The organism is Microlunatus sp. YIM B11417, from assembly GCF_059617205.1.
Window position 1 is genome coordinate 162,814 of record NZ_JCAMPJ010000003.1, and the last position, 26,958, is coordinate 189,771.

General features: G+C 69.0%; 23 protein-coding genes and 2 tRNA genes. 13 read left to right on the top strand and 12 right to left on the bottom strand.

Annotation, left to right across the window (positions count from 1 at the left end; all coding sequences use genetic code 11):
* The first annotated feature begins 69 nt into the window (after positions 1-69).
* Entirely contained in the window at positions 70-1,836 is a 1,767-nt protein-coding gene (locus AC6CCG_RS15915) for an SdrD B-like domain-containing protein (protein ID WP_496655554.1), read from the top strand.
* Here the strand turns inward: AC6CCG_RS15915 and AC6CCG_RS15920 are convergent.
* Positions 1,817-3,103: a thymidine phosphorylase gene (locus AC6CCG_RS15920; protein ID WP_496655555.1), complete on the bottom strand. Its 1,287-nt coding sequence runs from the start codon at positions 3,101-3,103 to the stop codon at positions 1,817-1,819. The two genes, AC6CCG_RS15915 and AC6CCG_RS15920, sit on opposite strands and share 20 nt — an antisense overlap.
* Before the next feature lie 251 nt (positions 3,104-3,354).
* Between AC6CCG_RS15920 and AC6CCG_RS15925 the strand changes: the two genes are divergently transcribed.
* The 4 genes from AC6CCG_RS15925 to AC6CCG_RS15940 are packed head-to-tail and all read left to right on the top strand — an operon-like array spanning position 3,355 to position 7,616.
* On the top strand, positions 3,355-4,179 hold the full coding sequence (locus tag AC6CCG_RS15925; protein ID WP_496655556.1) for a fumarylacetoacetate hydrolase family protein: 825 nt from the start codon (positions 3,355-3,357) through the stop codon (positions 4,177-4,179).
* Between the two features lie 21 nt (positions 4,180-4,200).
* On the top strand, positions 4,201-5,709 hold the full coding sequence (gene gltX, locus AC6CCG_RS15930; RefSeq protein WP_496655557.1) for a glutamate--tRNA ligase: 1,509 nt from the start codon (positions 4,201-4,203) through the stop codon (positions 5,707-5,709).
* The gene (locus AC6CCG_RS15935) at positions 5,706-6,749 is read left to right on the top strand and encodes a CPBP family intramembrane glutamic endopeptidase (RefSeq protein WP_496655558.1); all 1,044 of its coding nucleotides are present in this window, start codon (positions 5,706-5,708) and stop codon (positions 6,747-6,749) included. Before gltX ends, AC6CCG_RS15935 begins: the two co-directional genes overlap by 4 nt.
* Before the next feature lie 45 nt (positions 6,750-6,794).
* Positions 6,795-7,616: a siderophore-interacting protein gene (locus tag AC6CCG_RS15940; protein WP_496655559.1), complete on the top strand. Its 822-nt coding sequence runs from the start codon at positions 6,795-6,797 to the stop codon at positions 7,614-7,616.
* Between the two features lie 290 nt (positions 7,617-7,906).
* Here the strand turns inward: AC6CCG_RS15940 and AC6CCG_RS15945 are convergent, their stop codons facing one another.
* Together AC6CCG_RS15945 and AC6CCG_RS15950 are read right to left on the bottom strand one after the other, a co-directional pair.
* Positions 7,907-8,545: a hypothetical protein gene (locus AC6CCG_RS15945; protein ID WP_496655560.1), complete on the bottom strand. Its 639-nt coding sequence runs from the start codon at positions 8,543-8,545 to the stop codon at positions 7,907-7,909.
* Positions 8,542-9,078, bottom strand: coding sequence for an RNA polymerase sigma factor (locus AC6CCG_RS15950; RefSeq protein WP_496655561.1), 537 nt, complete (start codon positions 9,076-9,078; stop codon positions 8,542-8,544). The genes AC6CCG_RS15945 and AC6CCG_RS15950 overlap by 4 nt, the downstream gene beginning before the upstream one ends.
* A 123-nt stretch (positions 9,079-9,201) precedes the next feature.
* On the opposite strand from AC6CCG_RS15950, the gene AC6CCG_RS15955 reads away from it, so the two are divergent.
* Both AC6CCG_RS15955 and AC6CCG_RS15960 read left to right on the top strand, forming a co-directional pair.
* The gene (locus tag AC6CCG_RS15955; protein ID WP_496655562.1) at positions 9,202-10,026 is read left to right on the top strand and encodes an SDR family NAD(P)-dependent oxidoreductase; all 825 of its coding nucleotides are present in this window, start codon (positions 9,202-9,204) and stop codon (positions 10,024-10,026) included.
* 63 nt (positions 10,027-10,089) lie between these two features.
* On the top strand, positions 10,090-11,082 hold the full coding sequence (locus tag AC6CCG_RS15960) for a hypothetical protein (protein WP_496655563.1): 993 nt from the start codon (positions 10,090-10,092) through the stop codon (positions 11,080-11,082).
* Here AC6CCG_RS15960 and AC6CCG_RS15965 read toward each other — a convergent pair whose 3' ends face one another.
* From AC6CCG_RS15965 to AC6CCG_RS15990, 6 genes are all read right to left on the bottom strand, one after another.
* A complete protein-coding gene (locus AC6CCG_RS15965; RefSeq protein WP_496655564.1) occupies positions 11,083-13,149 on the bottom strand; it encodes a DUF4185 domain-containing protein in 2,067 nt (688 codons plus the stop codon).
* Between the two features lie 25 nt (positions 13,150-13,174).
* Positions 13,175-14,092, bottom strand: a complete 918-nt coding sequence (locus tag AC6CCG_RS15970) for an ABC transporter ATP-binding protein (protein WP_496655566.1) — start codon at positions 14,090-14,092, stop codon at positions 13,175-13,177.
* A complete protein-coding gene (locus AC6CCG_RS15975) occupies positions 14,089-14,967 on the bottom strand; it encodes an ABC transporter ATP-binding protein (protein ID WP_496655567.1) in 879 nt (292 codons plus the stop codon). Before AC6CCG_RS15975 ends, AC6CCG_RS15970 begins: the two co-directional genes overlap by 4 nt.
* Entirely contained in the window at positions 14,960-15,889 is a 930-nt protein-coding gene (locus AC6CCG_RS15980) for an ABC transporter permease (protein WP_496655568.1), read from the bottom strand. Before AC6CCG_RS15980 ends, AC6CCG_RS15975 begins: the two co-directional genes overlap by 8 nt.
* Positions 15,890-15,894: 5 nt before the next feature.
* Positions 15,895-16,932, bottom strand: a complete 1,038-nt coding sequence (locus AC6CCG_RS15985; RefSeq protein ID WP_496655569.1) for an ABC transporter permease — start codon at positions 16,930-16,932, stop codon at positions 15,895-15,897.
* A gap of 65 nt (positions 16,933-16,997) precedes the next feature.
* On the bottom strand, positions 16,998-18,824 hold the full coding sequence (locus AC6CCG_RS15990) for an ABC transporter substrate-binding protein (RefSeq protein ID WP_496655570.1): 1,827 nt from the start codon (positions 18,822-18,824) through the stop codon (positions 16,998-17,000).
* Positions 18,825-19,089: 265 nt separating this feature from the next.
* On the opposite strand from AC6CCG_RS15990, the gene AC6CCG_RS15995 reads away from it, so the two are divergent.
* From AC6CCG_RS15995 to AC6CCG_RS16015, 5 genes are all read left to right on the top strand, one after another.
* Entirely contained in the window at positions 19,090-20,082 is a 993-nt protein-coding gene (locus AC6CCG_RS15995; protein ID WP_496655572.1) for a VanW family protein, read from the top strand.
* Between the two features lie 30 nt (positions 20,083-20,112).
* Positions 20,113-20,184 (top strand) — tRNA-Gln (locus AC6CCG_RS16000).
* 80 nt (positions 20,185-20,264) lie between these two features.
* Positions 20,265-20,337: transfer RNA gene (locus AC6CCG_RS16005), tRNA-Glu, on the top strand.
* 371 nt (positions 20,338-20,708) lie between these two features.
* Complete coding sequence (fdhA, locus tag AC6CCG_RS16010; protein WP_496655574.1) at positions 20,709-21,938, top strand: formaldehyde dehydrogenase, glutathione-independent; 1,230 nt, start codon at positions 20,709-20,711, stop codon at positions 21,936-21,938.
* Positions 21,935-22,924: an NHL repeat-containing protein gene (locus AC6CCG_RS16015; RefSeq protein ID WP_496655576.1), complete on the top strand. Its 990-nt coding sequence runs from the start codon at positions 21,935-21,937 to the stop codon at positions 22,922-22,924. The genes fdhA and AC6CCG_RS16015 overlap by 4 nt, the downstream gene beginning before the upstream one ends.
* Before the next feature lie 35 nt (positions 22,925-22,959).
* Here AC6CCG_RS16015 and AC6CCG_RS16020 read toward each other — a convergent pair whose 3' ends face one another.
* Entirely contained in the window at positions 22,960-23,721 is a 762-nt protein-coding gene (locus AC6CCG_RS16020) for a DUF899 family protein (RefSeq protein WP_496655578.1), read from the bottom strand.
* 573 nt (positions 23,722-24,294) lie between these two features.
* Between AC6CCG_RS16020 and AC6CCG_RS16025 the strand changes: the two genes are divergently transcribed.
* The gene (locus AC6CCG_RS16025) at positions 24,295-24,855 is read left to right on the top strand and encodes a TetR/AcrR family transcriptional regulator (protein ID WP_496655579.1); all 561 of its coding nucleotides are present in this window, start codon (positions 24,295-24,297) and stop codon (positions 24,853-24,855) included.
* Positions 24,856-24,910: 55 nt separating this feature from the next.
* Here the strand turns inward: AC6CCG_RS16025 and AC6CCG_RS16030 are convergent, their stop codons facing one another.
* Both AC6CCG_RS16030 and AC6CCG_RS16035 read right to left on the bottom strand, forming a co-directional pair.
* Positions 24,911-25,921 carry an ABC transporter ATP-binding protein gene (locus tag AC6CCG_RS16030; RefSeq protein ID WP_496655581.1) on the bottom strand — a complete coding sequence of 337 codons (1,011 nt, stop codon included), beginning with the start codon at positions 25,919-25,921 and terminating at the stop codon, positions 24,911-24,913.
* Complete coding sequence (locus tag AC6CCG_RS16035) at positions 25,918-26,958, bottom strand: ABC transporter ATP-binding protein (RefSeq protein WP_496655583.1); 1,041 nt, start codon at positions 26,956-26,958, stop codon at positions 25,918-25,920. Before AC6CCG_RS16035 ends, AC6CCG_RS16030 begins: the two co-directional genes overlap by 4 nt.

Genomic DNA, 26,958 nt, shown 5'->3' on the forward strand with positions numbered 1-26,958 from the left:
CGAGGTGACACGGGCGTCACCGGCCGCCGCTGCCCGGAACCGCGGCTTGTCCCGAGAACTGGAGTCCCGATGGTGGGCACCTCACCGACCCGACCCCGAACGCGCCCGCGAGCCCTGCTGTCCCTGATGGCGGCGGTGGCCGCTCTCGTCGCGGGACTCGGGCTCTGGCTCGGCGGTACCGCGGCCCCGGCCGTCGCCGCCGGGCCGTGCGAGCTGGGCGACTACGTCTGGCACGACCGGAACGGCAACTCGCTCCAGGACGACTTCGAGGAAGGGGTGCCCGGCGTCAAGGTCACCCTGCTCGACGCCGACGAGCAGCCGGTCGACGTCGATCCGGTGACCACCGACGCCCAGGGACGGTACCGGTTCGACGACCTCGCCTGCGGCACGTACGTGGTGAAGTTCGACGCCACGGCCATCCGCGGCTCGCTCACCGGAACGAAGAAGGGCGACGACCGGACCGTTGACTCGGACCCGGCCACCAGGGGCTTCGAGACCAAGATCGGCTGGACCGACCCCGTCGTCCTGACCGAGGACGATCCCTCGAACGTCACCGTCGACGCCGGGATCCTGGCCTCCTACGAGGAGTGCTCGATCGGCGACTTCGTCTGGTCCGACGAGAACGAGAACGGCATCCAGGACGACGGTGAGCCCGGGATCCCGAACGTCGTCATCCAGCTGCTGGACGCGAACGGCGAGCCCGCCGGCTACGACCCGGCGGTCACCGACGCGCAGGGCCGGTACTCGTTCCCGGCGATCCTGTGCGGTGACTACGCGTTGCAGTTCCGGACGCCGACGGGCGCCGAGGTGACCAAGACGCAGCAGGGCGACGACCGTACGAAGGACTCCGACATCGAGGTGCGCGACTTCGCCCCGACGCTGGCGTTCGCCAACGTCCGGGTCGGCGAGAGCGAGGATCCGGCGGACCGGGCCACCGTGACGGTCGACGCCGGGTTCGTGCTGCCGGACCAGCCGGTCCCGCCGCAGTGCTGGATCGGCGACTTCGTCTGGGGCGACGCCGACGGCGACGGCATCCAGGACCCCGGCGAGCGGGTGGGCTGGGCCCAGTTGGTGGAGCTGATCGACGGCGACGGCAAGGTGGCCACGACCTCGTTCGTCGACAGCAACGGCAAGCACCTACTGGTCGCCGACTGCGGGACCTACCGGGTACGGTTCTCCGACCTGGTCAAGGGGTACGAGTTCACCGGACAGCACGCCGGAGACGATCCGGCCAAGGATTCCGACGCGGATCCCAGGACCGGCCTGACCGACCCGGTGACCGTGACCGCGAAGACCTCCTTCGATCGCACCGTCGATGCCGGAGTCCGCAAGATCGGTACGGGGCCGAGCCCGACCCCGACGCCGACCTCGCCGGCGCCCTCCGCGCCGAGTGCCGAGAAGTGCCGGATCGGTGGCCTGGTCTGGAACGACGCCGACTCCGACGGCGTACCGGACGACGACGAGGATCGGTTCGCCGGCGTGCGGGTCGCCCTGATCGACGATGACGGCGACGCGGCGGCCCGGACGACCACGGACGACCGGGGCCGTTACAGCCTGGCGGTGAAGTGCGGCACCTACCGGGTGAGGTTCTCAGGCCTGCCGGACGGCTACGAATTTGCAGATCCGCGGTCCGGGCGGACCGATCCGGTCACGCTCACCGAGAAGCGGCCGGAGGCCACCAGGAACGCCGCGGTCTACAGCCCGACCGGCGAGTTGCCGGCCACCGGCGCCGCCGATCAGCTCGGCTGGCTGCTGGGCGGCGCGGCGACCATGATCACGACCGGCGGGCTGCTGTTGATCACTCGGCGGCGCCGGGTCATCCGATCCGGTCGATGATCACCTGACGCTCCGGTACGGCGGCGTCGTCGATCGACCAGCCGCCGTCGAGCGTCTCCCGGGCCCGGCCGAAGCGCTCCGGAGTGTCGGTGTGCAGGGTGATCAACGGCTGGCCGGCGGTCACCCGGTCGCCGGGCTTGGCGTGCAGCTGCACCCCGGCCGCGGCCTGCACCGGGTCCTCCTTGCGGGCCCGGCCGGCGCCCAGCCGCCAGGCCGCGATCCCCACGGCGTAGGCGTCCAGGGTGGCCAGGATCCCGTCCTCCGGTGCGGTGATCACCTCGGTCTCCCGGGCGGTCGGCAGGGCCGCGTCCGGGTCGCCGCCCTGCGCGCTGATCATGGAACGCCAGACGTCCATCGCCCGGCCCGAAGCCAGCGCGTCGGCCGGATCCTGATCGCTCCGGCCGGCGGCGGCCAGCATCTCCCGGGCCAGCGCGAGGGTCAGCTCCACCACGTCCGCCGGCCCGCCGCCGGCCAGCACCTCGACCGACTCGGCCACTTCGAGCGCGTTGCCGGCGGTCAGACCGAGCGGTGTGGACATGTCGGTGACCAGCGCCACCGTCCGCACACCGGCGGCGCCGCCGAGCTCGACCATGGTCCGGGCCAGCGTGCGGGCGTCCTCGGGCCGCTTCATGAACGCGCCGGAGCCGACCTTGACGTCCAGCACCAGCGCCCCGGTGCCCTCGGCGATCTTCTTGCTCATGATCGAGGACGCGATCAGCGGGATCGACTCGACGGTCCCGGTCACGTCGCGGAGCGCGTACAGCTTCGCGTCGGCCGGCGCCAGCCCCGAGCCGGCGGCGCAGATCACGGCGCCGACGTCCTCCAGTTGCCGCAGCATCGCCTCGTTGGAGAGCTTGGCCTGCCAGCCGGGGATGGACTCGAGCTTGTCCAGCGTGCCGCCGGTGTGGCCCAGCCCGCGCCCGGACAGCTGCGGCACCGCGACCCCGCAGGCCGCCACCAGCGGCGCCAGCGGCAACGTGATCTTGTCGCCGACCCCGCCGGTCGAATGCTTGTCCGCCGTCGGCCGGGACAGCCCGGAGAAGTCGAGCCGTTCGCCGGTGTTGATCATGGCCTGGGTCCACCGGGCCAATTCGGTGCCGTCGAGGCCGCGGAGGAAGATCGCCATGGCCAGCGCCGACATCTGCTCCTCGGCGATCACTCCGCGGGTGTACGCGTCGATCAGCCAGTCGATCTCCGCCTCGGCGAGGACACCGCCGTCCCGCTTGGTCCGGATCAGGTCGACCGTGTCGAAGGGCTCTGCCGTCATGCACCGGAGTATGCCCGAGGCGGGACGAATCCGTACCCGAGCCTCCCGAGCTGCCGCGCTGCCGCGGCGATCCCCTCGGTCGGTTTTTCACGTCCCGTGAAAAGTTGTCGCTTTACCAGAGAAGTTTCTCGTGGAAAGCGCCGGTTTTTCACGCAACGTGAAAAACCGCAGCACCAGTGTGGCCAGAGTGACGGCCGGCCGGCGGCGGGCAGGGTCGGTGGGGTCGGGGCGGCTGCGGATACTGTGTCGCCATGCGTATCGCTCGTTTCACCGCCGGCTCGGATCCGCAGTACGGCATCGTCGAACTCGCCGAGGACGGCGGTCAGCATCCCGACACCGTGGCCGTGCTCAACGGTGACCCGCTGGCGACCCCGGTCCAGCTGACCGGGGAACGGATCGAGCTCGATGCGGCCCGGCTGCTCGCTCCGGTGATCCCGCGCAGCAAGATCGTCGCGGTCGGCCGCAACTACGCGGCGCACGCGGCCGAGCTCGGCAACGAGGTGCCGGCCGTACCGCTCACGTTCTTCAAGCCGAACACGTCGGTGATCGGGCCGGGGGAGTCGATCATCCATCCCGACACCAGCAACGAGGTCAGCTTCGAGGGTGAGCTGGCGATCGTGATCGGCCGGATCGCCAAGGAGGTGCCGGCGGCCCGGGCCAAGGACGTGATCTTCGGCTACACGATCGCCAACGACGTCACCGCCCGGGACCTGCAGAAGTCGGACGGGCAGTGGGCCCGCGCGAAGGGGTACGACACGTTCTGCCCGCTCGGGCCGTGGATGACCACCCACCAGAGCATCGAGGAGGTCAGTGACCTCACGATCCGGACCACGCTGGACGGCGAGGAACGGCAGCACGGCTCGACCAGCCTGATGATCCGCAAGATCCCCGAACTGATCGAGTACATCTCCTCCTACACGACCCTGCTGCCCGGCGACGTGATCCTGACCGGGACACCGGAGGGCGTCGGCGTGATGAAGGCGGGCCAGGAGGTCAGCGTCGAGATCGACGGGATCGGTATCCTGACCAACCTGGTCACCGGCGGTTCCTCCGGGACCAGCACTCCGACCACCTGATCGAATCGTGAGGAAAGCTCGATGACCCCCGACCCGGTGCTGGGCGACCTGGCACCCGAACAGGTCCGCGTCCGGTTCCCACCGTCGCCGACCGGAAACCTGCACATCGGCAACGTCCGGAGTGCCTTGTACAACTGGGTTTTCGCCCGGCATCACGGCGGCACCTTCGTGCTGCGGATCGAGGACACCGACGCCGAGCGCAACCTGGCCGAGTCCTACCGCAACATCTACGACTCGCTGCGCTGGCTCGGCCTGGACTGGGACGAGGGTCCGGAGAAGGGCGGGGAGTACGGGCCGTACCTGCAGACCGAGCGCCGTGAGCTGCACGTCGACATCGCCGCGAAGCTGCTCGAGGCCGGGCTGGCGTACAAATGCTTCGACACGCCCGCCGAACTGGAGGCGCGGCAGAAGGACCTGCCGAAGGGCGCTCCGCGGGGGTACGACGGCATCCACCGGAATCTGACGCCGGAGCAGGTGGCCGAGTTCGAGGCCCAGGGCAAGCCGTACGTGATCCGGATGAAGATGCCGGAGTCCGGCGCGATCGCGTTCACCGATCTGGTCCGCGGCGAGGTCTCGTTCGACGCCGAGCACCAGCAGGACTTCGTCATCGTGCGGGCGAACGGGAACCCGCTGTACACCCTGGTCAACCCGGTCGACGACGCGCTGATGGGGATCACCCATGTGCTCCGCGGCGAGGACCTCTTGCCGTCGACACCGCGGCAGATCGTGCTCTACCGGGCGTTGGCCGAGATCGGCGTCGGCTCGGGCCGGATCCCGATCTTCGGCCATCTGCCGACGGTGCTGGGCGAGGGTAACAAGCGGCTGTCCAAGCGGGACCAGGGCGGCGGCCTGGCGGAGTATCAGGAGAAGGGCTACCTGCCCGAGGGCCTGCTCAACTACCTGGCCCTGCTCGGCTGGGGGATCGCCGACGACCGGGACGTCTTCACCATCGCCGAGATGGTGCAGGCGTTCGACATCCGCAAGGTGAACGCCAGCCCGGCCCGGTTCGACCCGAAGAAGTGCGAGGCGATCAATGCCGAGCACATCCGGATGCTGGGGCCGGAGGAGTTCGTCGAGCATCTGTCCGGCTTCCTCGGCCGGGCCGGCCTGATCGGCGATCCGGCGACCGATGCCGAGCGGAAGTTGATCACCGACCTGGCGCCGCTGATCCAGGAGCGGATCAACACCCTGTCCGATTCGGTGGCCATGATCGACTTCCTGTTCACCGCCGACGACAAGATCGTCATCGGCGACGACGCCGGCCTCAAGCCGGACTCGGCGCCGGTCCTGGACGCGACGATCACCGCACTGTCCGGGCTGGCCGAGTTCGATCATGAAGCCATCGAGGCGGCGCTGCGGGCAGCGCTGGTGGACGGCCTCGGCCTGAAGCCGCGGCATGCGTTCGGTCCGGTCCGCGCGGCCGTCACCGGCAAGCGGATCTCGCCGCCGCTGTTCGAGTCGCTGGAACTGCTCGGCCGGGAGTCCACGTTGGCCAGGCTCACCGCGGCGCGCTCGGGTCTCGGCGGATGAACGACCGACGCCGGCAGCGGTCGGGCAACCCGGCGGTCCGTGGCGGCGCCGCCGAGCCGACCGCGCCCGCCAAGCCTCCCGCGCCACGGCCGCAGCCCTCGCCGGGCGGCTCCGCGCCGCGGGGGACGTTCGACGACGCGCTGGAGATCCCGGCCGCCGGGCTGACGTACCCGCAACTGCTCCGGGTGCCCGGGTCGGCCTGGTGGCGGTCGCTGCTCGGGGTCGCCTGCGGACTGGCGCTGTTCCTGCTGCTGACGACGGTGATCAACCAGGCGATCGTGTTCGGCTTCTGGGCGGTCGGCTCGCCGCAGACGCCGTACGGGGACTACGCCGCGGCGGCCGCGCGGTTCGAGTCGCCGGTCGGGATGCTCGGCGCGAACCTCGGCCTGGCGACCCTGATCGTGATCTGTGCGGTGCTGATGCCGCTGGTGCACCGGGTCAACCCGCGCTGGCTGATCTCGGTCGAGTCGCACCTGCGTGGCCGCTACTTCGCGATCTGCCTGGCGCTCGGGATCGTCGCCCCGGTGCTGATCCAGGGACTGTCGACGCTGGTCGAGGGCGTACCCCAGTTCAAGCTCAATGATCATTTCTGGCTGTTCCTGATCGTGATCATCCTGACCTCGCCGCTGCAGGCGGCGGCCGAGGAGGTCTTCTTCCGCGGCTACCTGCTGCAGGCGCTGGGCAGCGTGATGAAGACGCCGTGGTTCGGCATCATCGCGTCGTCGTTGATCTTCGCGCTGTTCCACGGCGTGCAGAACCCGGCCCTGTTCGTCGACCGGTTCGCCTTCGGGCTGCTGGCCGCGATCCTGGTCTGGCGGACCGGCGGGCTGGAGGCAGGCATCGGGGCGCACATCGCGAACAACGTGCTGGCCTATCTGCTGGCCGGGCTGACCGGGACGATCTCGGCGACCCGCGGGATCCGCGAGATCGGCTGGGAGAACGCCGCGTTCGACGTCGGCGGCTTCGCCCTGTTCGCGCTGCTGGCCTGGCTGATCGCGTCGCGGCTCAAGCTGCGCCGCACGGTTCCGCCCTCGCCCTGAGAGTTTGGATAGGTTAACCTAACCTCCTCAAGCGAGGGGGTTGCTGTGGCGCGGACGAATCTCACGGCTCGACGGATCAAGCCGGAGACCACCGAGTTGATCACGGTACGGGTGCTGCGCCGGGAGGCGATCTCGGAGCATTTCGTCCGGGTCACCGTCGGGGGACCGGACCTGGCCCGGTTCGTACCGCTCGGGTTCGACCAGTGGTTCCGGCTGTTCCTGCCGGTGCCCGGGGGAACCCTGGAACGGGTGCCGAGCCGGCTCACCACGCTGTCGTACGCGCGCTTCCTGACCGTGGCCAAGCTGGAGCGGCCGGTGCTGCGCAACTACACCGTGCGCGCCTTCCGGCCGGCCGGGCCCGAAGGCCCGGAACTCGACATCGACTTCGTCCGGCACGGCTCGGCGGACGACGGCACCGCCGGCCCGGCCACCGTCTGGTCCGAGACCTGCTCACCCGGCGACCTGGCCGCACTGCTCGACGAGGGCGTCGGCTTCAACGCTCCCGGCGACACCGAGCGAGTGACCCTGGTCGCCGACGAGACCGGCCTGCCCGCCGCGGCCGGCATCCTGGCCTCACTGCCCGAGGACACCCGTGGCACCGCCGTGATCGAGATCCCCGCCGCCGGCGACCGGCAGGAGCTCACCGTCCCGTTCGGCGTCGAGGTCAGCTGGGTGACCCGCGCCGACCCCGCCGCCGTGCCCGGCCGCGCCGCCCTCGCCGTCGCGACCGAGCTGGCCGGTCCGGGCAGCACCGGCTACGGCTGGGTCGTCGGCGAACAGTCCCTCGCCACCGACCTCCGCCGGCACTGGGTCCGCACCGGTACGCCCAAGGACCGCGTCATGTTCTGCGGCTACTGGCGCCACTGACCCTTCCCCCAGAAAGGGACCCCGCCGACCGGTCACCAAAGCAGGCGTTCTGGCGGCGTGTCGGAGCGTAAGTGACGGGTCAGCGGGGAGGCACGGCGACCGGCCTGCGGGTGACGACGCCCCGACTCTCCACCAGGCCATCGAGTGGACGGTTCGACCTTGCGATCGATCTAGCCGGTGTGTCCACTCGACGGAAATCCCTTGGGATCCGGTGGTGGGCGGCGGCGCGAGGCTGGGCTTTGCTGGAGCCGTTCAGGTGCGCGTGACCGCTGAAACGGCCCGTCGGTTCCTCAGTTGCCCGCCTCGGCCTTCGCCTTCTCCTCGGCGGCGCGTTTGGCGGCCTCTTGCTTGGCAGCACCCTCCGCCTCCTTCTCGGCGGCCTCGGCCTCGCGTTTGGCGGCTTCCTCCTTGAAGGACTGCTCGGCCTCCCGCTTGGCCGCCTCTTGCTTCGCGGCCTCCTCGGCAGCGCGCTTCTCCTCGTGCTGCTGCCGTTTCGCCCGCTCGGCCTCTTCGGCGGCCTTGCTCTCGCCGGCCCGACCCTTCTCGGCCTCGAGCTCCTTGGCTCGCTTCTGCTCCTCGGCCTTCCGCTCCGCCTCGGTGCGCCGGGCAAGCTCCTCGCACTGCTTCGGATCGGGTTTGCCGGCGCAGTCGAGCCGCTCCTGATCATGGTCCTTACCGGCCGTCGCCACGGGCGGCTTGGGCTGGTCGGCCGGCTGGCTGATCGTGCCGGCGCTCTGCAGGGTGCCGATCAGGAGCGCGGAGAGGGCGAGGGCGGCGGCACCGCCGGCGGCGGCCCCGGCGGTCCGGCGGCGGCGCTGGCGGGCGGCTCGTCCCCGGGCAAGATCATCGGCGACCGGTCCCGGCGGCGGCTCGCCGGCGTAGCAGGCGGCGAAGTCGATCGTCTCCTGTTGATCATGGTGCAGGCTCATGGTCGTCCGTTCCTTCCGGTGCCGACGGGAGCCGCCGGCGCTGGGTGTTGTGGTTCCGACAAGATCGTGTTGAGGCGTACGAGGGCTCGCGCGGTCTGGCTCTTCACGGTCCCGGTGGAGATGCGCAGGTCCTTCGCCACCTCGGCGACCGAGCAGCCCCAGCAGTGCCGGAGCACAACGATCCGGCGTTGCCGGGGCGGCAGCTGCTGCAGCGCGTCGAGCAGCGCCGAACGCTCCTCGTACGCCAGCGGGGCCGACTCGTCCACCAGTTCGAGCATCCCCTCGTCGGACACGGTCCGCCGCCGGGACGCGCTCCGCCATTCATTGATCGCGGTCCGGCCGACGATCCGGCGGAGGTAGCCGTCGGCGCCCTCGGCCCGGACCCGCGGCCAGGCCAGGTAGAGCTTGATCAGGGCCTGCTGGACGATGTCCTCGGCGAGACCCCAGTCACCGCACATCAGATACGCCGCGCGCCGGCACCTGGTCCGGTGCGCGGCGACGAACTCGGTGAACTCCGCGTCCCGCCCGTTCATCGCCCTCCCGTGCTCGCTCCGATCCCCTCACCGTTCCATACACCGGCGGTACCCGATCGGTTGTCAGCGGATCGGAAAAATCTTCGGTTCGGCCGGCCGGAACGCGATCTTGACACCGATACCGTGTTTGCGATCCTGGAGTACGCCGTCGAAGGGATCATGATCATGAGGTTCACCGACAAGGTCGTCGTCGTCACCGGCGGAGCCGCGGGCATCGGACGGGCCGCCGCCGAGCTGATCGCTGCCGAGGGCGGTTCCGTCGTCGTCGCCGACCTGGACCAGAGCCTGGCCGACGAGACTGCCGCCGCACTGCTCGAGCTCGGGGCGCCGCGGACCGTCGCGGTCCGGGTCGACGTCGCCGACGAGGAGGACGTACGGGCGCTGGCCGGTCGGTGCCGCGCCGAGTTCGGCCGGGTCGACGTCTTGATCAACAACGCCGCGGCCCGGCTCTGGGGCCCGGTCACCGAGGCGACCGTCGAGTCCTGGCAGCAGATCGTCGCGGCGAACCTGATCAGCGTCGGGCTGACCGGCAAGCACCTGATCCCGCTGATGCCGCCCGGCGCCGCGATCGTCAACGTGTCCTCGGCCAACGGCATCGTCGGCAGGACGGGGATGGCGCAGTACGACGCCACCAAGGCCGGCGTGCTCGGGCTGACCCGGGCGATGGCCTGTGATCATGCCGAGGCCGGAATCCGGATCAACGCCGTGCTGCCGGGCCCGACCCTGACCGACTTCCACAAGAACCGGCTCCGGGCCGAGGGCAAGGAGATCGACCTCAGCCGGCTGGAGCCGCATCAGGGCGGCCCGGGCATCCTGCGCCGGCAGGCCCGGCCGGTCGAGATCGCGCACCCGATCGTGTTCCTGGCCAGCGACGACGCCTCGTACATCACCGGGACGATGCTGTCCGCCGACGGCGGACTGGCCGCGGTCTCGGGTCACATCGGGTGAACTCCGCGGGAACCGATCTCGGAAAGGTGCCCCGGGGCGCGCGACCAGCCGTACAGTGTGATCATGGAAGCCAGACTCACGCCGCGCCGGTCACTGTTGATCGGAGCCGGCGGATTCGCACTGGCTGCGGGGATCGGTACGCAAGCGACGGCAGCCGGGCGGTGGCATCCGGCGCCTCAAGATCATCCGTTCCGGTTGCCGGACACGGTCCCGTTGCCGAACGGGTTCCGGCCCGAGGGCATCGCGTCCGGCCCCGGCACCCGCGTCTACGCCGGGTCGCTGGCCGACGGCGCGGTGAGGGCCGGCGACGTGCGCCAGGCAGGCCTGGAACCGCTCTGGCCCGGCGAAGCGGGCCGGGCCATCCGCGGAATGATGTTCGATCACCGGACCGGACTGCTCTGGATCGCCGGCCAGATCGGGACGGCCGGCTGGGTCTGGGCCATCCACGCGTGGACCGGAGCGGTCGTCAAGGCCGTTCCGGTGCCGGGCGCCGTCTTCCTGAATGACCTCGTGATCACCCGGTCCGCGGTCTGGGTCACCGACTCACGGCTCGCACCCGACCGGCTGACCAGGATCAACCTGCGTCGCGGCCGGCCGACCGACCAGGCACCCGAGTTCGTGCCGCTCGGCGGGGCCTGGCCGGCCGGCGACGGCACCGCGGTCAACGCGAACGGCATCCGCGAGCTGCCCGACGGCATGCTGCTGCTGAACAACTCCGCTGCCGGCGGGCTGTGGCAGGTCGACCAGCGCACCGGTGACACCAGGAGCGTTCCGGTGAGCGGCGGTCCCGGGATCACCGGCGGTGACGGACTGCTGATCGAGGGCCGGACGATCTACGTGGTCCGCGGCTCAGGCCAGGCCGAGGTCTCGGTGCTGACCCTTGATCATGATCGCGCCGGTTGGACCGCCCGGTGGCGCGGTGCGCGCACCGCCGACACGCTCGACGTGCCGTCCACCGCGACCCTGGCCGGCGGCGCGCTCTGGGCGGTCAACGCCCGCTTCGGCGTGCCGGAGCCGGGCGCCGCCGAATACTGGATCACCCGGCTCCGCCGCTGACTAGTCCTCGACCGCACGGAGAGCGACGTCGTCGAGCTGCAGGATCGCGTCGCCGCCGTCGGCACCGTACCCGAGCAGCACGGTGATCGTGTCGACGTCGTCCGGGACGTCGATCACCGTCGCCTGCCGGGTGTAGCTGTCCGGCGTCGTGGGCGCGATCTCCTTGATCGACTCGCCGCCGTCCCAGCGGGCACCGATCATGACCCGCTCGACCACCGACGAGGTACGGAACCAGCCGGACAGCTCGATCCGGCTGCCCGGGACGACACTGACCCGCTGCGTCACGTACTGCGGGCCGAGCGTCTCGGAGGTCCGGACCCAGGCGTTCTTCTCGCCCGCATGGGACAGGTTGCCGCCGCCGTCGAAGCCGTGCCCGGCCTTGCCGTCGAAGCCCCAGACCGGACCGTAGTCGGAGGACTGCTCGAAGCCGCCGTCGATCAGTTGCTGTCGGTGCGACGCGGACAGCTCGGCCAGCGATGTGTAGCGCTGATCACCGCCGGCCGGCCCGATCACCCGGACGCCGGTGGCGGTCACGGTCGGGAACCGTACCGCGTACTCCTTGCGGGCTCCGGCCCGGCCGGGCACGAACGCTGGCGTGATCAACTGGCCGCGGACGTCGACCCAGCGGCCGTCCACCCGGACCTGCACCTTCGGCGCCGAGACGAACCAGCCGCCGTCCCGGCCGGCCCGGCCGGTGGTGAAGTCCACCCGGTTCAGGTCGACCTGCTCCGGCCAGGTGTAGCCCCACCAGCCCTGGTCCTTCACCTCGCCGTCGCGGTCATCGACCTGGGTGTCGGCCGCGCCGTCCCGCAGTGCTTCCAGGTCGGGCTGCCGGGACGACTTCGACACCGGTACCGCATCGTCGCGTCGACCAAGATCAACATCGGCGACCGGATTGTCCGCCGGCCCGTCCCGCAAGGGAACCAGCTCGACCCGCCGCAGCGAGTAGTGGTACGAGACGCTCGGGTTCGGCAGGCCGCAGCAGACGTTGGACTGCAGCAGCATCGAACGGCCGTCCGCGGACAGGAACTTCGACGGCAGCGTCGTCCCGTAGCCGCCGAAGACGTCCGGAGTGAGGTTCAGCGCGGTGTAGTCACGGTCGGCCAGCCGCCGCCACGGACCCCACGGTTGCGGTGCCTCGTAGAGGTGGTGGGCGTACTCGGACCAACTGGAGTAGAGGTAGCGGTCCAGCGGCTTGTCGTACAGCACATGGCCTTGGGACAGCACCGAAAGATCATTGCGGAGTCCTTGATCGAACATCCGCTGGTAGACCCGGCGCTCGTCGGTCAGCACCGGTTTCCGATCATCGATCGCGGCCGACCAGGCGGGTGCCTCCGGCGTGCCGGAGAAGAACTCCCAGGCGGACCGGTCGGCCACCTGCGCGGCCGGCACCCGGGCCAGGAACAGGTCGGTCGGGTCCGGCACGGTGTCGCGGTACGAGTCGCGCCAGTTGCCGTCCAGACCGTACGCGTAGACGTAGCCGTCCGGCGCCCAGGCCCCGCCCTTGCCGTAGTCGGCGAACCAGATCGTCGTGAAGACATGATCATCGAACATCGGGCCGGACCGGTCCCAGGTCCAGGTCCTGCCGCCGTCGTCCGAGGTGGCGATCGTCGCGGCCGGTGCGTCGTCGAAGTTGTGCGAGAGGTCCTGCACCGCGAGGTGGAGGGTGTTGCCGACACAGACCATGCCGGTCGGCTTGCGGCTGTACCCGCCGGTGGTCCAGACCCGGCCCACCTCGTCGCCGACCGCCAGGTTGCTGCCGGCCAGCTTCTCCGCGGGACCGGTCAGCCGGGCGACGCCGATGTCGAAGAACTCGCCGTCCAGTTCGAAGCCGCGACCGTCGCCCCAGGCCGAGTAGAGGTTGTCGTCGTCGGCCCAGCAGGACGGCCAGAGATCACCGTCGGCCGCGGTGCCGTACCGCTCCGCGGCCTCGATCGCGGCCGTGCCGATCCAGTCGCTCGGCTCGGCCTCCTGCCGGGTCGCCCGAGGTTCGGCGAGCGCGGAGGCCGTGCCGATCATGATCATGGCCAGCACCAGGGTGAGTGATCCCGCAAGTCGACACCGCATCGTGTCATCCCTTCATCCTCGGTTCCTAGGAGAGCCGCCCGGCCTGTTCCGGATCTGGTGCCACGGTAGCGGCACCTTCCTCCTCCGCGGCCTCGACCTCGGCCAGGTCGATCCGATCCTTCCACCGCCGGTTCGGGTCGGGGATCGGCACCGAGGACAGCAGTTGCGCCGTGTAGGAGTGCTTCGGCCGGGTCATCACCTCGCTGACCTTGCCGCGCTCGACGATGTTGCCGCGGTGGATCACCATCACGTCGCCGCCCAGGTAGTGCACCGTGGACAGGTCGTGGGTGATGAACAGCGTCGTCATCCGGTAGGTCTCCTGGAAGTCGAGCAGGATGTCCAGGAAGGCCTTGCGCACCTGGGCGTCCAGCATCGACACCGGTTCGTCCGCGATCACGAACGCCGGCCGCAGCATGTGGATCCGGGCCAGCATGATCCGCTGCCGCTGGCCACCGGACAACTGGTGCGGATAGCGGCCGAGTACCTGCTCCGGGTCCAACCGGACCGCCTCCAGCGAGGCGTTGATCAACTCCGCGCCCTGCTGCGGCGTCTTGGCCAGTTTGAACTTCTTGACCGCGGTCTGCAGCACCCGGTCCACCCGGTAGAACGGGTTGAAGATCGCGTACGGATCCTGGAACACCGGCTGGACGTTGCGCCGGTAGTCCTCGGTCGCCGCTCGGTTGAGCCGATAGATGTCCTGCCCGTTGTACGTGATCGTGCCGGCGGTCGGCTTCTGCAGGCCGAGGATGTTCCGGGCGATCGTGCTCTTGCCGCTGCCGCTCTGGCCGACCAGGCTGATCACCTGCGGCGGCTCCGAGGTCAGGTCGAAGGTGGCGTCGTCGACGGCCGTCAGGTAGCCGCCGGCCGCGCCGCGGGCGTGGAACCGCTGCTGCACCTGGTTCAGCTGGATGATCTTGGAGTCCGGTGCGGGCGCACTGGTCATCGGACCGCTCCTTCTGCCGGGGCCGACGGTTCGGGCACTTCCATCCGGGGGATCGAGGCGATCAGGCCGCGGGTGTAGTCGTCCTTCGGCGCGTCGAACACCTGGAAGACGTCGCCGACCTCGACGATCCGGCCCTGGTGCATGACGGCCACCCGGTCGACCAGCTGGGCGTGCACGCCCATGTCGTGCGAGATCACCACCAGCGTCACCCCGTACTGCTCGCGGAGGTCGGCCAGGCTCTGCAGGATCACCCGCTGGATGGTCACGTCCAGCGCGGTGGTCGGCTCGTCGGCGATGATCAGGTCCGGCTCCAGCGCGATGCAGATCGCCATCAGCACCCGCTGCTTCATGCCACCGGACAACTCGTGCGGATACATCTGGGCGACCCGGGTCTCCAGCCCCACCTGACGGAGCAGCCGGGGCACCATCTCCCGGACCTCGCCCTTCCGGTTCGGCGCATGCTCGATGATCACGTCGGCGAACTGGTCCCGGATCCGCATCACCGGGTTCAGCGAGTTCATCGAACCCTGCGGGAGATAGGAGAGGTTGCGCCAGCGGAGCGCACGGAGCTGCCGGCCCTGGGTCTTGATCAGATCGACCGGCTTGCCGCCGTCGGGACGGAACGTGATCGAGCCGCCGGCGACCCGGCCGGGTGGCTTGAGCAGTCGCAGCAGGGCCAGTGCGAGCGTACTCTTGCCGCTGCCGGACTCGCCGGCGATGCCGAGGATCTCGCCGCGCCGGACCGCCAGGTCGACGCCCTGGACTGCGGTGAAGGCGCCGGTGCTGGTCGCGTACTCCACGGTGAGGTCGGAGACCTCGAGGATGCTGTCCTGCCCTTCGACCGGCTCGGGGCGCGTTGGGGTGGAATCAGGCACCGGTCACACTCCTCAGCCGGGGGTTGTAGACCTCTTCCAACCCGATGTTGATCAAGTTCAGGGCGGCGAACAGCAGGGTCAGCAGGCCGATCGGCACCACGAACATCGGCCAGGCGCCCAGCGTCAGTGCGCCGGTGTTGATCGCGTTGAAGATCAGGTGGCCGAGGTCGATCACGCCGGACGGGCCGAGGCCGATCACCTCGAGACCGATCAGGCCGAAGATCGCGCCGAGGGCGGCGTTGGCGAACCCGACGCCGATGTACGGCAACAGGTTCGGCAGCAGTTCCTTGACGATGATCTCCAGGTCGCGCGCCTTGCTGACCTTGGCCAGCTCCACGTACGGGCGCGATCTCAGGCTGAGCACCTGCGACCTGATCGTCTTCGCCGCGAACGGCCAGGCGAAGATCGACAACATCAGGCCGACCTGGAACAGCGTCACCTCCCGGGTGTACGCGGACAGGGCGATCAGCAGCGGGAAGGTCGGGATCACCAGCAGGATGCCGGTGAAGGTGGACAGCACGCTGTCCACCCAGCCGCCCTTGTAGCCGGCGATGAACGCGACGACCACCCCGACCGCGGTCGAGATCAGACCGGCGATGCCACCGATCTGCAGCGAGACCGCGGTGCCCTTGACGACCATGGCCAGCACATCCCGGCCGAACTGGTCGGTGCCGAACGGGTGCGCGCCGGACGGCCGGAGCCACTTCTTGTAGGCGGCGATCTCGATCGGGTCGGCGCCCTGGCCGATCGCGCCGACGATCAGCGGCGCGGACAGCGCGAACAGCACCAGCACCGCGATGATGATCAGGCCGGCCAGCAGCTTCGGGCTGCCGAGGATGGTCCGGCCGATCGCGGCGAAGAACCGGCGGGCGCCGCCCGCGATGTCGGGCCGACCGGTGTCGGCGACTTCTGAAGAGGACATGATCATCACCGCCAGTACTTCACTCGGGGATCCAGCAGCGGGAGCAGCAGATCCAGGATCAGGTTCGCGGTCAGCACGAAGAAGATCGAGATCGTCGTCACCGCGAGCACCGTGTTGAAGTCGAGCTGGTTGATCGCGGTGACCAGGGTGAAGCCGAGGCCCGGGTAGTTGAACAGCTGCTCCACCAGCAGGTTGCCGTTGAAGATGAAGCCGAGCGAGATGCCGAAGCCGGTGACCTGCGGCAGATAGCAGTTGCGCAGCGCGTACCGGGTCAGGATCCGGGTCGGCCGCAGCCCCTTCGCCTCGGCGTAGTGCAGATAGTCCTCGCCGAGGATCGGCACCATCAGCATCCGGGTCGACAGCAGCCAGTTGAACACGCCGATGATCACGATCGACCCGGCCGGCAGCAGCCCGTGCTGGATCAGGCTGCCGATGAACTCGGGGGAGAAGGCGACCGGGATCGAGGAGTCGTACGCCGACCGGTTCGGCAGGATGTTCAACAGATAGGAGAAGACGTACACCAGGATCAGCGCCAGGAAGTAGAACGGCACGTGACCGAGCGCGATCGACGTCGTGGTGGCCACCTCGGCGCCGAGCTTGCCGCGCCGCCAGCCGGCGACCGCGCCGGCCAGGATGCCGAGCACGAAGGCCAGCACGGCGGAGATGCCGAGCAGGCCCACCGTCCAGGGCAGCGACTGGCTGACCACCTCGAACGCCGGTGTCGGATAGTTGATCAACGACGGTCCGAGGTCCTGCTCGAAGATCAGCCGCTGCAGGAACTTCACGTACTGGACGAAGAGATTGCCGTCCAGGCCGAACTCCTCGCGGTACTTGTTGATCACCTCCTCGCTGGCCTGCTGGTTGTAGACGTAGTTCTGCGCCAGCGTCTGGATGAACGTCTGCACCGGGTCGCCGGGGATCAGCCGGAAGAAGAAGAACGCGATCGTCAAGGATCCCCAGAGCTCGACCAGGTAGAGGCCGAACCGGCGGATGCCGTACTCCAGCAGGGGATGGGCCGCGAGGAAGGCGCGGGGGACCGACAACGGGCCGCGTCGGGCAGGCGGTTGAGGCGGCCCGGGACTGCGCTCCCGAGCCGCAGTCGTGGCGCTCACGGCGCGACCTGGCCCGTGGGCTCCAACCTGCCGATCACGAACATGAAGTGGCCCCACCAGTTCAGCGGTACCTGGTAGAGGTCCTCGTCGGTCGGCCAGCCCTTCCAGAACGTCGTGTTGTAGTACTGCGGATAGCCCGTCTGGATGATCGGGATCACCGGCAGGTTCTGGTAGTAGATCTCCAGCGCCTGGTCCAGCAGCGGCTTCGCCTCCGGCGAGGTCGGGTCCATGTTGGCCAGCTGCTTGGAGATCTGATCGAGCTGCGGGTTGCGGAACCGGGTCTTGTTCTTGTCCACCGCGTTCTTGCCGATCGGCTGGGCCCGGTCGCTCTCAAGATCACGATAGAGCTGTTCCGGGTCCTGCGAGATGTGGCAGACCCAGTTGTCGGCGATGTCGAACTCGCCCTTCTGGAACTTCTCGTCGTGCACCGAACCGCTCAGGCTGCGCATCGTGGTCTTCACGCCGAGCTTGTCCAACTCGGCCTTGAGCATCGTCCCGATCACGTACTCGGCGCCGTCGACCGCGACCGGCGTGATGATCTCGATGGTGGCCGGCTTGCCCTTGTAGGCGCGTTGGCCGTCGGCACCCTTGGGCGCGATCTCGTCCAGCAACTGCGCGGCCTTGGCCGGGTCGTAGACCAGCGGGTACTTGTCGGCGATCGCCGGGTTCTTCCATTGCTCGAGGCTGGCGTAGTCGGCCCACGGATACTGGGCCGGAGCGGTCTCGACCGGCCACACCGAGAGTCCGATCTTCTTGCGGTCGATCAGGTTGCTGACCACCCAGTGCATCTTCGGCTCGGAGATCAGTCCGCGGGACGGATCGTTGTTCAGCCAGAACGCCCGCGGGCACGGGTCGTTGAACTGGGTGGTGATCAGATTCGGGTAGCCCTTGGCCCGGAGCTGCTTCGCGTGCTCCTCGTTGACCGAGCCGACGTCCACCTGGACCCGCTCGAAGGCCAGCGCGGCCGCGTCGGCCTGCTTCGCGGTGCTCTGGTAGATCACGTACTCCGGCTTGGGATCCAGGGCCTCCTTGTTCCAGTAGTCCGGGTTCTTCTTCCAGACGAACATCTTCTGGTTCTGGATCGCGTCGTCGAGGACGTACGGTCCGGTCCGGATCGGCGGGTTGTCCTTGAACTTGGTCGGGTCCTGCTTCTCCCAGATGTGCTTCGGCCGGACGTCGAAGGAGCCGAGGATCGTGGTGATGAAGCCGTAGTGGATCCGCGGGTTCGACTTCTTGAGTTGGAGGACGGCGGTGTGCGGGTCGGGCGTGGCGACGTCCTTGAGGAAGTCGGCCCAGTCACCGCCGCCGCCGAGCAGGTCCTTGCGGTCGCGCAGCAGCCGCAGCGTGAACTGCAGGTCGGCCGAGGTGAACGGTTCGCCGTCGCTCCACTTGGCCCGCGGCTCCAGCTTGAGCGTGAGCTCGGTGAAGTCGGGGTTGTAGCTGTAGTCCTGCGCGAGCCAGTTGATCCGCTCGCCCGTGGCCAGGTTGAGATAGAAGAGGTACTCCTTGCAGAACACGTCGAAGCCGGAGCCGGACGGGGAGCCGTTGGGGACGAACCCGTTCCAGCTGTTGAAGACCGTGTATTCGGTCTGACCGACGATCAAGGTCTTCTCCCGTGGCGTCGGGATGTTCGCCTTCGCGATCTTGACCGTTCCGGTCGGCGAGGGCTTGCTGGAGCCGGTCGGCTCGTCGCCGTACGACCCACCGTCGTCGCCGGAGCATCCGGCCAGACCGGCGAGGGCCGCCGCACCGCCGAGGCCGAGCAGGCCGCGGCGATCGAACTGATAATTGAGTACGTCCCGCACATTCTCGTACTGGGCCATGGCAGACCATCCCTTCGGGCGCAACGTTGCGGAGATCCGAAAATCCGAGTTGGTTAAATCAATCCCTTTTAGTTGTTCTGGTCAAGGTCCATCTCACCGCCCGCGTGATGCGTCGTCCGCATCGTGGAACCGGCGGTCCCGGGGCGCCTGCGCAACGCCCCTGGGCAACAACTCCACAACGAAATGTGCGGTCGGCATGCAACGCAGACCTACCGTCACGGCGTATCCGTACCGGATGGATCGGTGACGAGGTCGGGGAGGGACGATGCGGGTGGAGTTCGACCAGGTCGGGAGCGACGGCGCGGGGATTCAGGCACCGCCGGGGCCGGTTGCGGCGCCGGACGTGGCGGAGCGGCAGGAAGCGGGACTGCCGGAGGGGTTCCGGCTGCCGGCGGCGCTGCGGGAACGGAAGGCAAGGCTGACCGAGCGGTTCCCGGCGCTGTTCCCGGCTGCCGTGGCCCTGCACCGGATGCGCCGCCGGGCGATCTGGGCCGCGTCGGGGATCGAGTGGGCGAGCCGGCGCCAGGCCGAGGACCTGCCGGTCCGGGTGAAGCGGCACAAGTCACTGCTGCTGCGGACGCTCGGCCAGTCCGAGATGTGGATGCAGCACAACAAGGTGACCAACCTGAGGCTCGCGGTGGAGCGGATGGACGGGCTGATCATCGAGCCCGGCCAGGAGTTCTCGTTCTGCCGCACCGTCGGTAAGACCTCCAAGCGGAAGGGCTACCTCGACGGCATGCTGCTGGACAACGGCGAGGCGAAGCCCGGCGTCGGCGGCGGCATCTGTCAACTGGCCAACCTGCTGCACTGGATGGTGCTGCACACGCCGCTGGTGGTGACCGAACGGTCCGAGCACTCCTTCGACCCGTTCCCGGACAACGGGCGGGTGCTGCCCTGGGGTGTCGGCTGCGCGATCTACTACAACTACGTCGACTTCCGGTTCCGCAACGAGACCCCGGCGACCTACCAACTGCGGGTGTCGGTGGGGGACCGCTACCTGGCCGGCGAGATCAGGTCCGACCGCCCGCAGGTCCATTCCTACAAGGTGTTCGCGGTGGACGAGGAGTTCGTCCCGTACCGCGGCCAGTGGTACCGGATGAACGAGATCTGGCGCAACGTCATCGACCGCCGGACCGGCGACCAGGTCCGCAAGGAGTTGATCAAGAAGAACTGCGCGCTGGTCAAGTACCTGCCGCCGGGCGTGGCCGCGACGACGCGCCGACCAGCCGGTTTGGGCGAGGCCGAGGTCGTACAGTAAAGTTCATCCTCGTGCCGCGGCAGTGGCCACTGGGGTATGGGGTAATTGGCAGCCCGACTGATTCTGGTTCAGTTAGTCTAGGTTCGAGTCCTAGTACCCCAGCGACGGAGACTTCCGATTCGCTGGATCGCAGAGTGTTTTGGTAGTCTTCCGCAGGCTGATCGGAGACGATCAGCAGCTAGGGCCCCGTTGTGTAGCGGCCTAGCACGCCGCCCTCTCAAGGCGGTAGCGCGGGTTCGAATCCCGTCGGGGCTACCTTACGGCCCCGCCTGTTCGCAGGCGGGGCCCTTCTGCTTCCCTGGTCAAGTCCGCGTTTCTTTGCGGGGCCCGAGGCCCCGCAGGCCCCGCGGTGCGATGGGTGCGGTGCGGTGGGTGTCAGTGGGTGCGGTGCGGTGGGTGCGGAGAGCGTGGGCTCCATGTCTCGGAGGAACACCGCAACGTTTCGGGCGGCCGGCGATGGCTCGCCGCAAATGATCATGAATCGGGTCGTGGTGGTTCGCGCTTCGGCGCGCTGCCGACCATCGCCCGACCAGTCCGAAACCGATTGCAGGCCGTTCAGATCGCTGATCAGCACCGGTAGGGTCCGAAGGGTCGGCGGCCGCCGGCAACGGGCGGAGGAGGAACTGGTGGTAGGCAACAAAGCCGTGACCTATGTCGGTTCAGGCAAGGTCGAAGTCCGCAACATCGACTATCCGGGGTTGGAGCTTCGCGACGGGCCCGGCGTCAACCCGGCCAACGTCGGGCGGAAGGTGCCGCACGGCGTGATCTTGAAGAACGTCGCGACCAACATCTGCGGCAGCGACCAGCACATGGTGCGCGGCCGGACCACCGCGCCGGAGGGTCTGGTGCTGGGCCACGAGATCACGGGCGAGGTGGTCGAGAAGGGGCCGGACGTCGAATTCATCCAGGTCGGCGATCTGTGCTCGGTGCCGTTCAACATCTCCTGTGGCCGCTGCCGCAACTGCAAGACCGGCAAGACCGGCATCTGCCTCAACGTGAATCCCGACCGGCCGGGTTCGGCGTACGGGTACGTCGACATGGGCGGCTGGGTCGGCGGCCAGGCGGAGTACGTCATGGTGCCGTACGCCGACTGGAACCTGCTGAAGTTCCCGGACCGGGACCAGGCGATGGAGAAGATCCTCGACCTGACCATGCTGTCCGACATCTTCCCGACCGGCTACCACGGCTGTGTCTCCGCCGGGGTGACCACCGGCTCCACGGTCTACATCGCCGGCGCCGGCCCGGTCGGGCTCGCGGCGGCGACGTCGGCGTTCCTGCTCGGCGCGGCCGTGGTGATCGTCGGCGACCTCAACGCGGAGCGGCTCGCCAAGGCCAAGAGCTTCGGCTGCGAGACGGTCGACGTGTCCCAGGGCGAACCGCAAGATCAGATCGAGCAGATCCTCGGCGTCCCCGAGGTCGACTGCGCGGTCGATGCGGTCGGGTTCGAGGCACGCGGGCACGGGCCGGACGGGTCGGCCGTCGAGCAGCCGGCCAGCGTGCTGAACTCCCTGATGGACCTCACCCGGGCCGGCGGCTCGCTCGGCATCCCCGGGCTCTACGTCACCGGCGATCCCGGCGCGCAGGAGGAAGCGGCCAAGGTCGGCTCGCTGTCCCTGCGGCTCGGTCTCGGCTGGGCCAAGTCGCACGCGTTCTACACCGGACAGTGCCCGGTGATGCGGTACAACCATCAGCTGATGATGGCGATCCTGCATGATCGGGTGCAGATCGCGAAGAACGTCGACGCCACCCCCATCCCGCTCGAGGACGCACCGCAGGGCTACGCCGATTTCGATCAAGGAGCGGCGAAGAAGTTCGTCCTCGATCCGCACGGGTTGATCAAGGCGGCCCGCGCGTGACGGGATCGATCAGCGAGCCGGCTCTCGACTACCGGTGGACGGCCTTCCCGCAGGATCCGGCGAAGGCGGACGGCTGGGCCCACCACGGTGTGGCCGTGACGACGGACGGCCGGGTCGTGACCTTCGCTCCGTCGGGCGACGAGGTGGTGATCACCGACGCGGAGGGCCGGCGGCTGGACAGCTGGTCCACCGGTCTGACCGAGGGACACTGCATCTCGCTGTCCCGCGATGCCGACGCTGATCACGTCTGGATCGCCGATCCCGGCAGCAAGATGGTGACCGACACTCCGGGCAGCTACCACGGCCACACGCCCGGTGATCATGGTCGGGTGGCGAAGTTCGACCTGACCGGGCGGCTGGTGCTCGAACTCCCGCTACCCGATCACCCGGCCTACGCCGAGGGACGGTTCGCCCCGACCTCGGTGATCGCGGACGCCACCGGCGACGGCGGTACGGGCACCGTCTGGGTCGGCGACGGCTACGGCGCCAGCCTGGTCCACGCCTACGGTCCGGACGGCACGTATCGGCAGACCCTGCCGAACGAGTTCAGGTGCCCGCACGGCTTGATCATCGACCGCCGCCGGGACGAACCGGAACTCTACGTCGCCGACCGGGAGAACCAGCGGCTCCAGGTCTTCGGCCTGGACGGCGGGTTCCGCCGGATGGCCGGTGAGGGGCTGCTGCGGCGACCGTCGGCGTTCGCCATCGCCGGCGAGAACCTGATCATCGCCGAGCTGGAGGCGCGCCTGGCCGTGCTCGACCTCGATGATCAACTCGTCGGCTACATCGGAGCCGACGACGAAGCGGTCTCGCGGGCGGGCTGGCCCAACGCGCTGTCGTCCGACGGCCTGACCGTGCGGCCCGACGTACAGCCGGGCCGGTTCAACTCGCCGCACGGTGTCGCGGTGACGCCCGCCGGCAAGATCATCGTCGCCGAATGGCTGATCGGCGGGCGGGTCAACGGATTGAGCCGCGACGCCGACTGACCTCCGGCGTATCCGGTCTCAGCGAACCGAGTTGCTCAGTGGCAGGTGCGCGGGCTCGGCGGGGCGGTGGCGAGGCGCGACCACTGGGCTGCCGGTCGGCCGACCCGCTCTCCGCCCTGACCCCAGCCGGTCAGCGTTCCGTCGGAGTCGGTCCGCCAGAAGGCGCCGGTCGGTCCCTGCGGCCAGCCGTCGGGGGAGTCCTCCCAAACCTCCTGCCGGCCGTAGACGGTCAGATCGATCAACTGCAGTGACGACGACATGACCTCGACCCCGCGATCGGTCGTCTCCCAGGTCAGGAAGACCCTGTCCCCGCGCCGCAGGTAACAGGCCAGGTGTCCGCTGCCGCCGGACGACAGCGCGGGGTCGTCGATCCCGTGGTTGGAGTACCAGGCATAGGTGTGACCCATGAACGCGCGCAACTGCGCCAGCTCCCCGTAGGGTCCGTCGCCGAAGACGGCGAAGGTGATGCCGCGGGTGTTGAGGTACGTGGCGTCCTGGAGCCCCCAGGTGAACAGCGTGCATCCCTCGCACTGCCGATCGATCGGTTCGCCGGGGTAGAACATGTGCTGATAGACGATCAGTTGATCCCGGCCCTCGAAGATGTCGATCAACGGTGTGGGCCCATCCGCCCCTTCGAGGTAGGTCGGTGCGATCTCCGTCATCGGCAGGCGCCGCCGGGCGGCCGCGATCGCGTCGCCCTCTCGGGTATGGGCCTTCTCCCGAACCAGGAGCTCGGCGCGCTGCCGGAGCCAGGTGTCCCGGTCGACGATCGGCGGGGTGGCTGTCTCGGTGATCATGGTGCAACTCCTTGGTGAGTGGATGGACCTGGTCGGTCGGGCCTTGACTCGACCGCGGGCCTCGACGATGCGGCCCGCGTGAGTCCTCGCGAAAGTAGATCATTCGGTCTACTGACCATATAGACCGATTGGTCTACGAGTCAAGGGTGTCCCTTGTCGGGAAATGTGAGGGATTGCCAATGTAGATCGATTGGTCTACTCTCCGAATATAGACCGATTGGTCTATCGCAGCGTGAGGAGCAGATCATGTATCAGTACGTCGACAGCGATGAGCCGAGGGCGCGGTACGCCGCGCTGGTCAGGTCACGGGAACAGGGGCGCCTCGCACGGCAGGGGCGGCGAGACGACGGACCCGTGCGGGCGCGGTTGCTCCAGTTGCTGCAGCGGGTCCTGGAGCGCCGCGGCGGTACGCGCAAGGTCGTGGGTCGCGTTGTGGGTGCGTAGTGCACGTCGGCGGGCCTCGGGTCCGCGCCGGCGCGGCCGAATGTCTCGCTGCGAGTCGTCGGCCACGCACTCCGCGGCGCGCGTACAGTAGAATGATTGGTCTACTCTCAGCAGAGGAGGCGTTCGAAGGTGCGTGACAGTGCTGTTGGCCCGCGCGAGCGGTTGCTCCGAGCCGCTCAGGAGCTCTTCTACAGCCAGGGTGCCTCGGTCGGGATCGGCGCGGTGCTCCAGGAGGCGAACGTCGCCCGGCGATCCTTGTACGAACACTTCGGTGGCAAGGACGGGCTGGTGACGGAGGTGCTCCGGCGGGCGTCCGAGGAGGACATCGCCTGGTACGAGTCGGCGCTGGCCGGGGCGACGGAGCCGCGGGAGCGGCTGCTCGGGCTGTTCGGCCGACTGGACGAACTGGTGTCGGACGAGAACTTTCGGGGCTGCCGCTATTTCGCCACCGATCTCGCCTTCGCCGAGCCCGATCACCCGGCCCATGCCGAGACCGAGAACTTCCGCCGCCGGCTGCACGGACTCCTGGTCCGCGAACTCGAGGCGATGGATCATCCGCACCCCGAGCGGACGGCCGAACAACTGCATCTGCTGATCGAGGGCGCCCTGGTCAGAGGGGCCGGGCAGAGTGGTCGACATCCCGGCCTGGCGGCGCAGGAACTCGCGGCCATCGCGATCGACGGTCGGTGAGCCGCGGGGTTCCAGGGCACGGTCGGCCGGGACAGGTCCGGCTTCCGCAGCGGGGTCAGGTCTGAGCTCCGGTTCCGTCGTACAGGTAGCACTTGACGAGCCGGTTGCCGACCGGGAAGTCGGGCGGGTTGGTCGACCGGCACCGGTCCATCACGTGCGGGCAGCGATTGGCGAACTTGCAGCCGGCCTGGCCGAACTCGCGGGCCTCGGTCGCACCCAGCGTGATCTGCTGGGTCCAGGCGGCCTTGTCCTCCGGTACGGGCTCCGGGATCGACTCCTTGAGCAGCTGCGCGTACGGGTGCGCGGGATGATCAAGGACCTCGTCCACCGGGCCGGACTCGACCACGTGCCCGCGGAGCATGATCGCGATCCGGTCCGATACGTAGTAGGCGGTGGCCAGGTCGTGGGTGATGTAGATGACGGTCACCCCCTCCTCGTCCCGCAGCCGCTTGAAGACGTTGACGATCTCCATCCGCAGCGACGCGTCGACCATCGAGACCGGTTCGTCCGCGACGATCACCTTCGGGTTCGGGATCAACGCCCGGGCCACCGAGACCCGCTGCAACTGCCCGCCGGACAACTCGTGCGGGTAGCGCTGCTGGACCTCCGCCAGCGAGAGGCCGACCGTCCGCAACGCGGCGTCCACCGGCTCAGCCGCCTGCCGGCGGTTGCTCGCGATCTTGAAGTTGATCGCGGTGTCGAACAGGTACTCCTGGACGTGGCGCAGCGGATTGAAGGTCTCGAACGGGTTCTGGAAGACCGGCTGGACCTCGCTCATGAAGGCCAGCTGGCCGTTGGTCTTGATCACCTCCGCGACCGGCCGGCCCAGGAACCGCACGTCGCCGCTGGACGGCGCCTGGTCGCCGAGCAGGACCCGGGCCAGAGTCGTCTTCCCACTGCCGCTCTCACCGGCCAGCGTGAAGATCTCGGGCTTGCCGGCGGCCAGTCGCAGCGAGACGTCGTTGACGGCGACGAGCTGGCTGCCGGCCAGCACCGAGCCGATCCGGAACGTGACGACGGCATGGTCCAGTTCGAACAGCGGCGCGTCGGCCTGCGTGGCGGTCACCGGGATTCCTCCGTCCGGGTCAGGTCGGGCCGCGGTACCGGGAGCCCCTCCTCCTCGGCGACGGCATGGCAGGCGACCCGGTGCCGGTTCTCGAGCTGGAGGGTCTCCGGGACCACGGTCCGGCAGACCTCCATGGCCGCGGGACAGCGGGGGTGGAAGCGGCAGCCGGCGGGCGGGTCGGCGAGATTCGGCGGACTGCCCGGCAGCGAGGCGCGGGCGGTCCGTTCGCCGATCTTGGGCAGCGAGGCGATCAGATGTTTCGTGTACGGATGCCGCGGCGCCTGGAAGATCGTCTCGGTGGGACCCTCCTCCATGATCCGCCCGGCGTACATGATCATGACCCGGTCGGCGACGTTGGCGTGGACCGCCATGTCGTGCGTCACCAGCAGGACCGTGTTGCCGCTGTCCGCCTGGATCTGCTTGAGCAGCTGCAGGACGCCGCGCTGCACCACCACGTCGAGAGCCGTCGTCGGCTCGTCGGCGATGATCAGGTTCGGCTGGAAGATCGTCGCCAGCGCGATCGCCACCCGTTGCCGCATGCCGCCCGAGAGCTGGTGCGGGAACGACCGCAGCACCTCCGACGGCAGTCCGAGCCGGGCCACGTGGGCGCTGATCTCCTTCCGGAACTCCGTGCGGTTGTCGATCCCGCGGTGGGTGGCCACGATGTCGGCGAACGTGCGCAGCACCCGGCGGACCGGGTTCAGCACGCTCATCGAGCCCTGCATGACGTAGGAAATCCGCTTCCAGCGCATCGTCTTGCGCAGTTCGTCGTTCGTCATCGTCGTCAGGTCGCGGTCGATGCCGTCCGCCGCGAAGCGCACCTCGCCGCCGACCACACGGAGCGGGTTCTTCAGGTTGCCCGAGATGACCTTGATCAACGTCGTCTTCCCGCAGCTGGACTCGCCGGCCAGCCCGTAGATCTCGTTCGGGTACAGGTCGAACGAGACACCGTCGACCGCCCGCACCGTCCGGGAGACGCCGTAGGCCTCGGTCCGGTAGTACGCCTTCAGGTCCGTCACTCTCAGCAGAGGTTCCAT

Excerpts from the sequence above, each read along its gene's own strand:
- AC6CCG_RS15915 (WP_496655554.1), top strand. The coding sequence starts at position 70 with ATGGTGGGCACCTCACCGACCCGACCCCGAACGCGCCCGCGAGCCCTG.
- AC6CCG_RS15920 (WP_496655555.1), bottom strand. The coding sequence starts at position 3,103 with ATGACGGCAGAGCCCTTCGACACGGTCGACCTGATCCGGACCAAGCGG.
- AC6CCG_RS15925 (WP_496655556.1), top strand. The coding sequence starts at position 3,355 with ATGCGTATCGCTCGTTTCACCGCCGGCTCGGATCCGCAGTACGGCATC.
- gltX (WP_496655557.1), top strand. The coding sequence starts at position 4,201 with ATGACCCCCGACCCGGTGCTGGGCGACCTGGCACCCGAACAGGTCCGC.
- AC6CCG_RS15935 (WP_496655558.1), top strand. The coding sequence starts at position 5,706 with ATGAACGACCGACGCCGGCAGCGGTCGGGCAACCCGGCGGTCCGTGGC.
- AC6CCG_RS15945 (WP_496655560.1), bottom strand. The coding sequence starts at position 8,545 with ATGAGCCTGCACCATGATCAACAGGAGACGATCGACTTCGCCGCCTGC.
- AC6CCG_RS15950 (WP_496655561.1), bottom strand. The coding sequence starts at position 9,078 with ATGAACGGGCGGGACGCGGAGTTCACCGAGTTCGTCGCCGCGCACCGG.
- AC6CCG_RS15960 (WP_496655563.1), top strand. The coding sequence starts at position 10,090 with ATGGAAGCCAGACTCACGCCGCGCCGGTCACTGTTGATCGGAGCCGGC.
- AC6CCG_RS15965 (WP_496655564.1), bottom strand. The coding sequence starts at position 13,149 with ATGCGGTGTCGACTTGCGGGATCACTCACCCTGGTGCTGGCCATGATC.
- AC6CCG_RS15970 (WP_496655566.1), bottom strand. The coding sequence starts at position 14,092 with ATGACCAGTGCGCCCGCACCGGACTCCAAGATCATCCAGCTGAACCAG.
- AC6CCG_RS15980 (WP_496655568.1), bottom strand. The coding sequence starts at position 15,889 with ATGTCCTCTTCAGAAGTCGCCGACACCGGTCGGCCCGACATCGCGGGC.
- AC6CCG_RS15990 (WP_496655570.1), bottom strand. The coding sequence starts at position 18,824 with ATGGCCCAGTACGAGAATGTGCGGGACGTACTCAATTATCAGTTCGAT.
- AC6CCG_RS15995 (WP_496655572.1), top strand. The coding sequence starts at position 19,090 with ATGCGGGTGGAGTTCGACCAGGTCGGGAGCGACGGCGCGGGGATTCAG.
- AC6CCG_RS16020 (WP_496655578.1), bottom strand. The coding sequence starts at position 23,721 with ATGATCACCGAGACAGCCACCCCGCCGATCGTCGACCGGGACACCTGG.
- AC6CCG_RS16035 (WP_496655583.1), bottom strand. The coding sequence starts at position 26,958 with ATGGAACCTCTGCTGAGAGTGACGGACCTGAAGGCGTACTACCGGACC.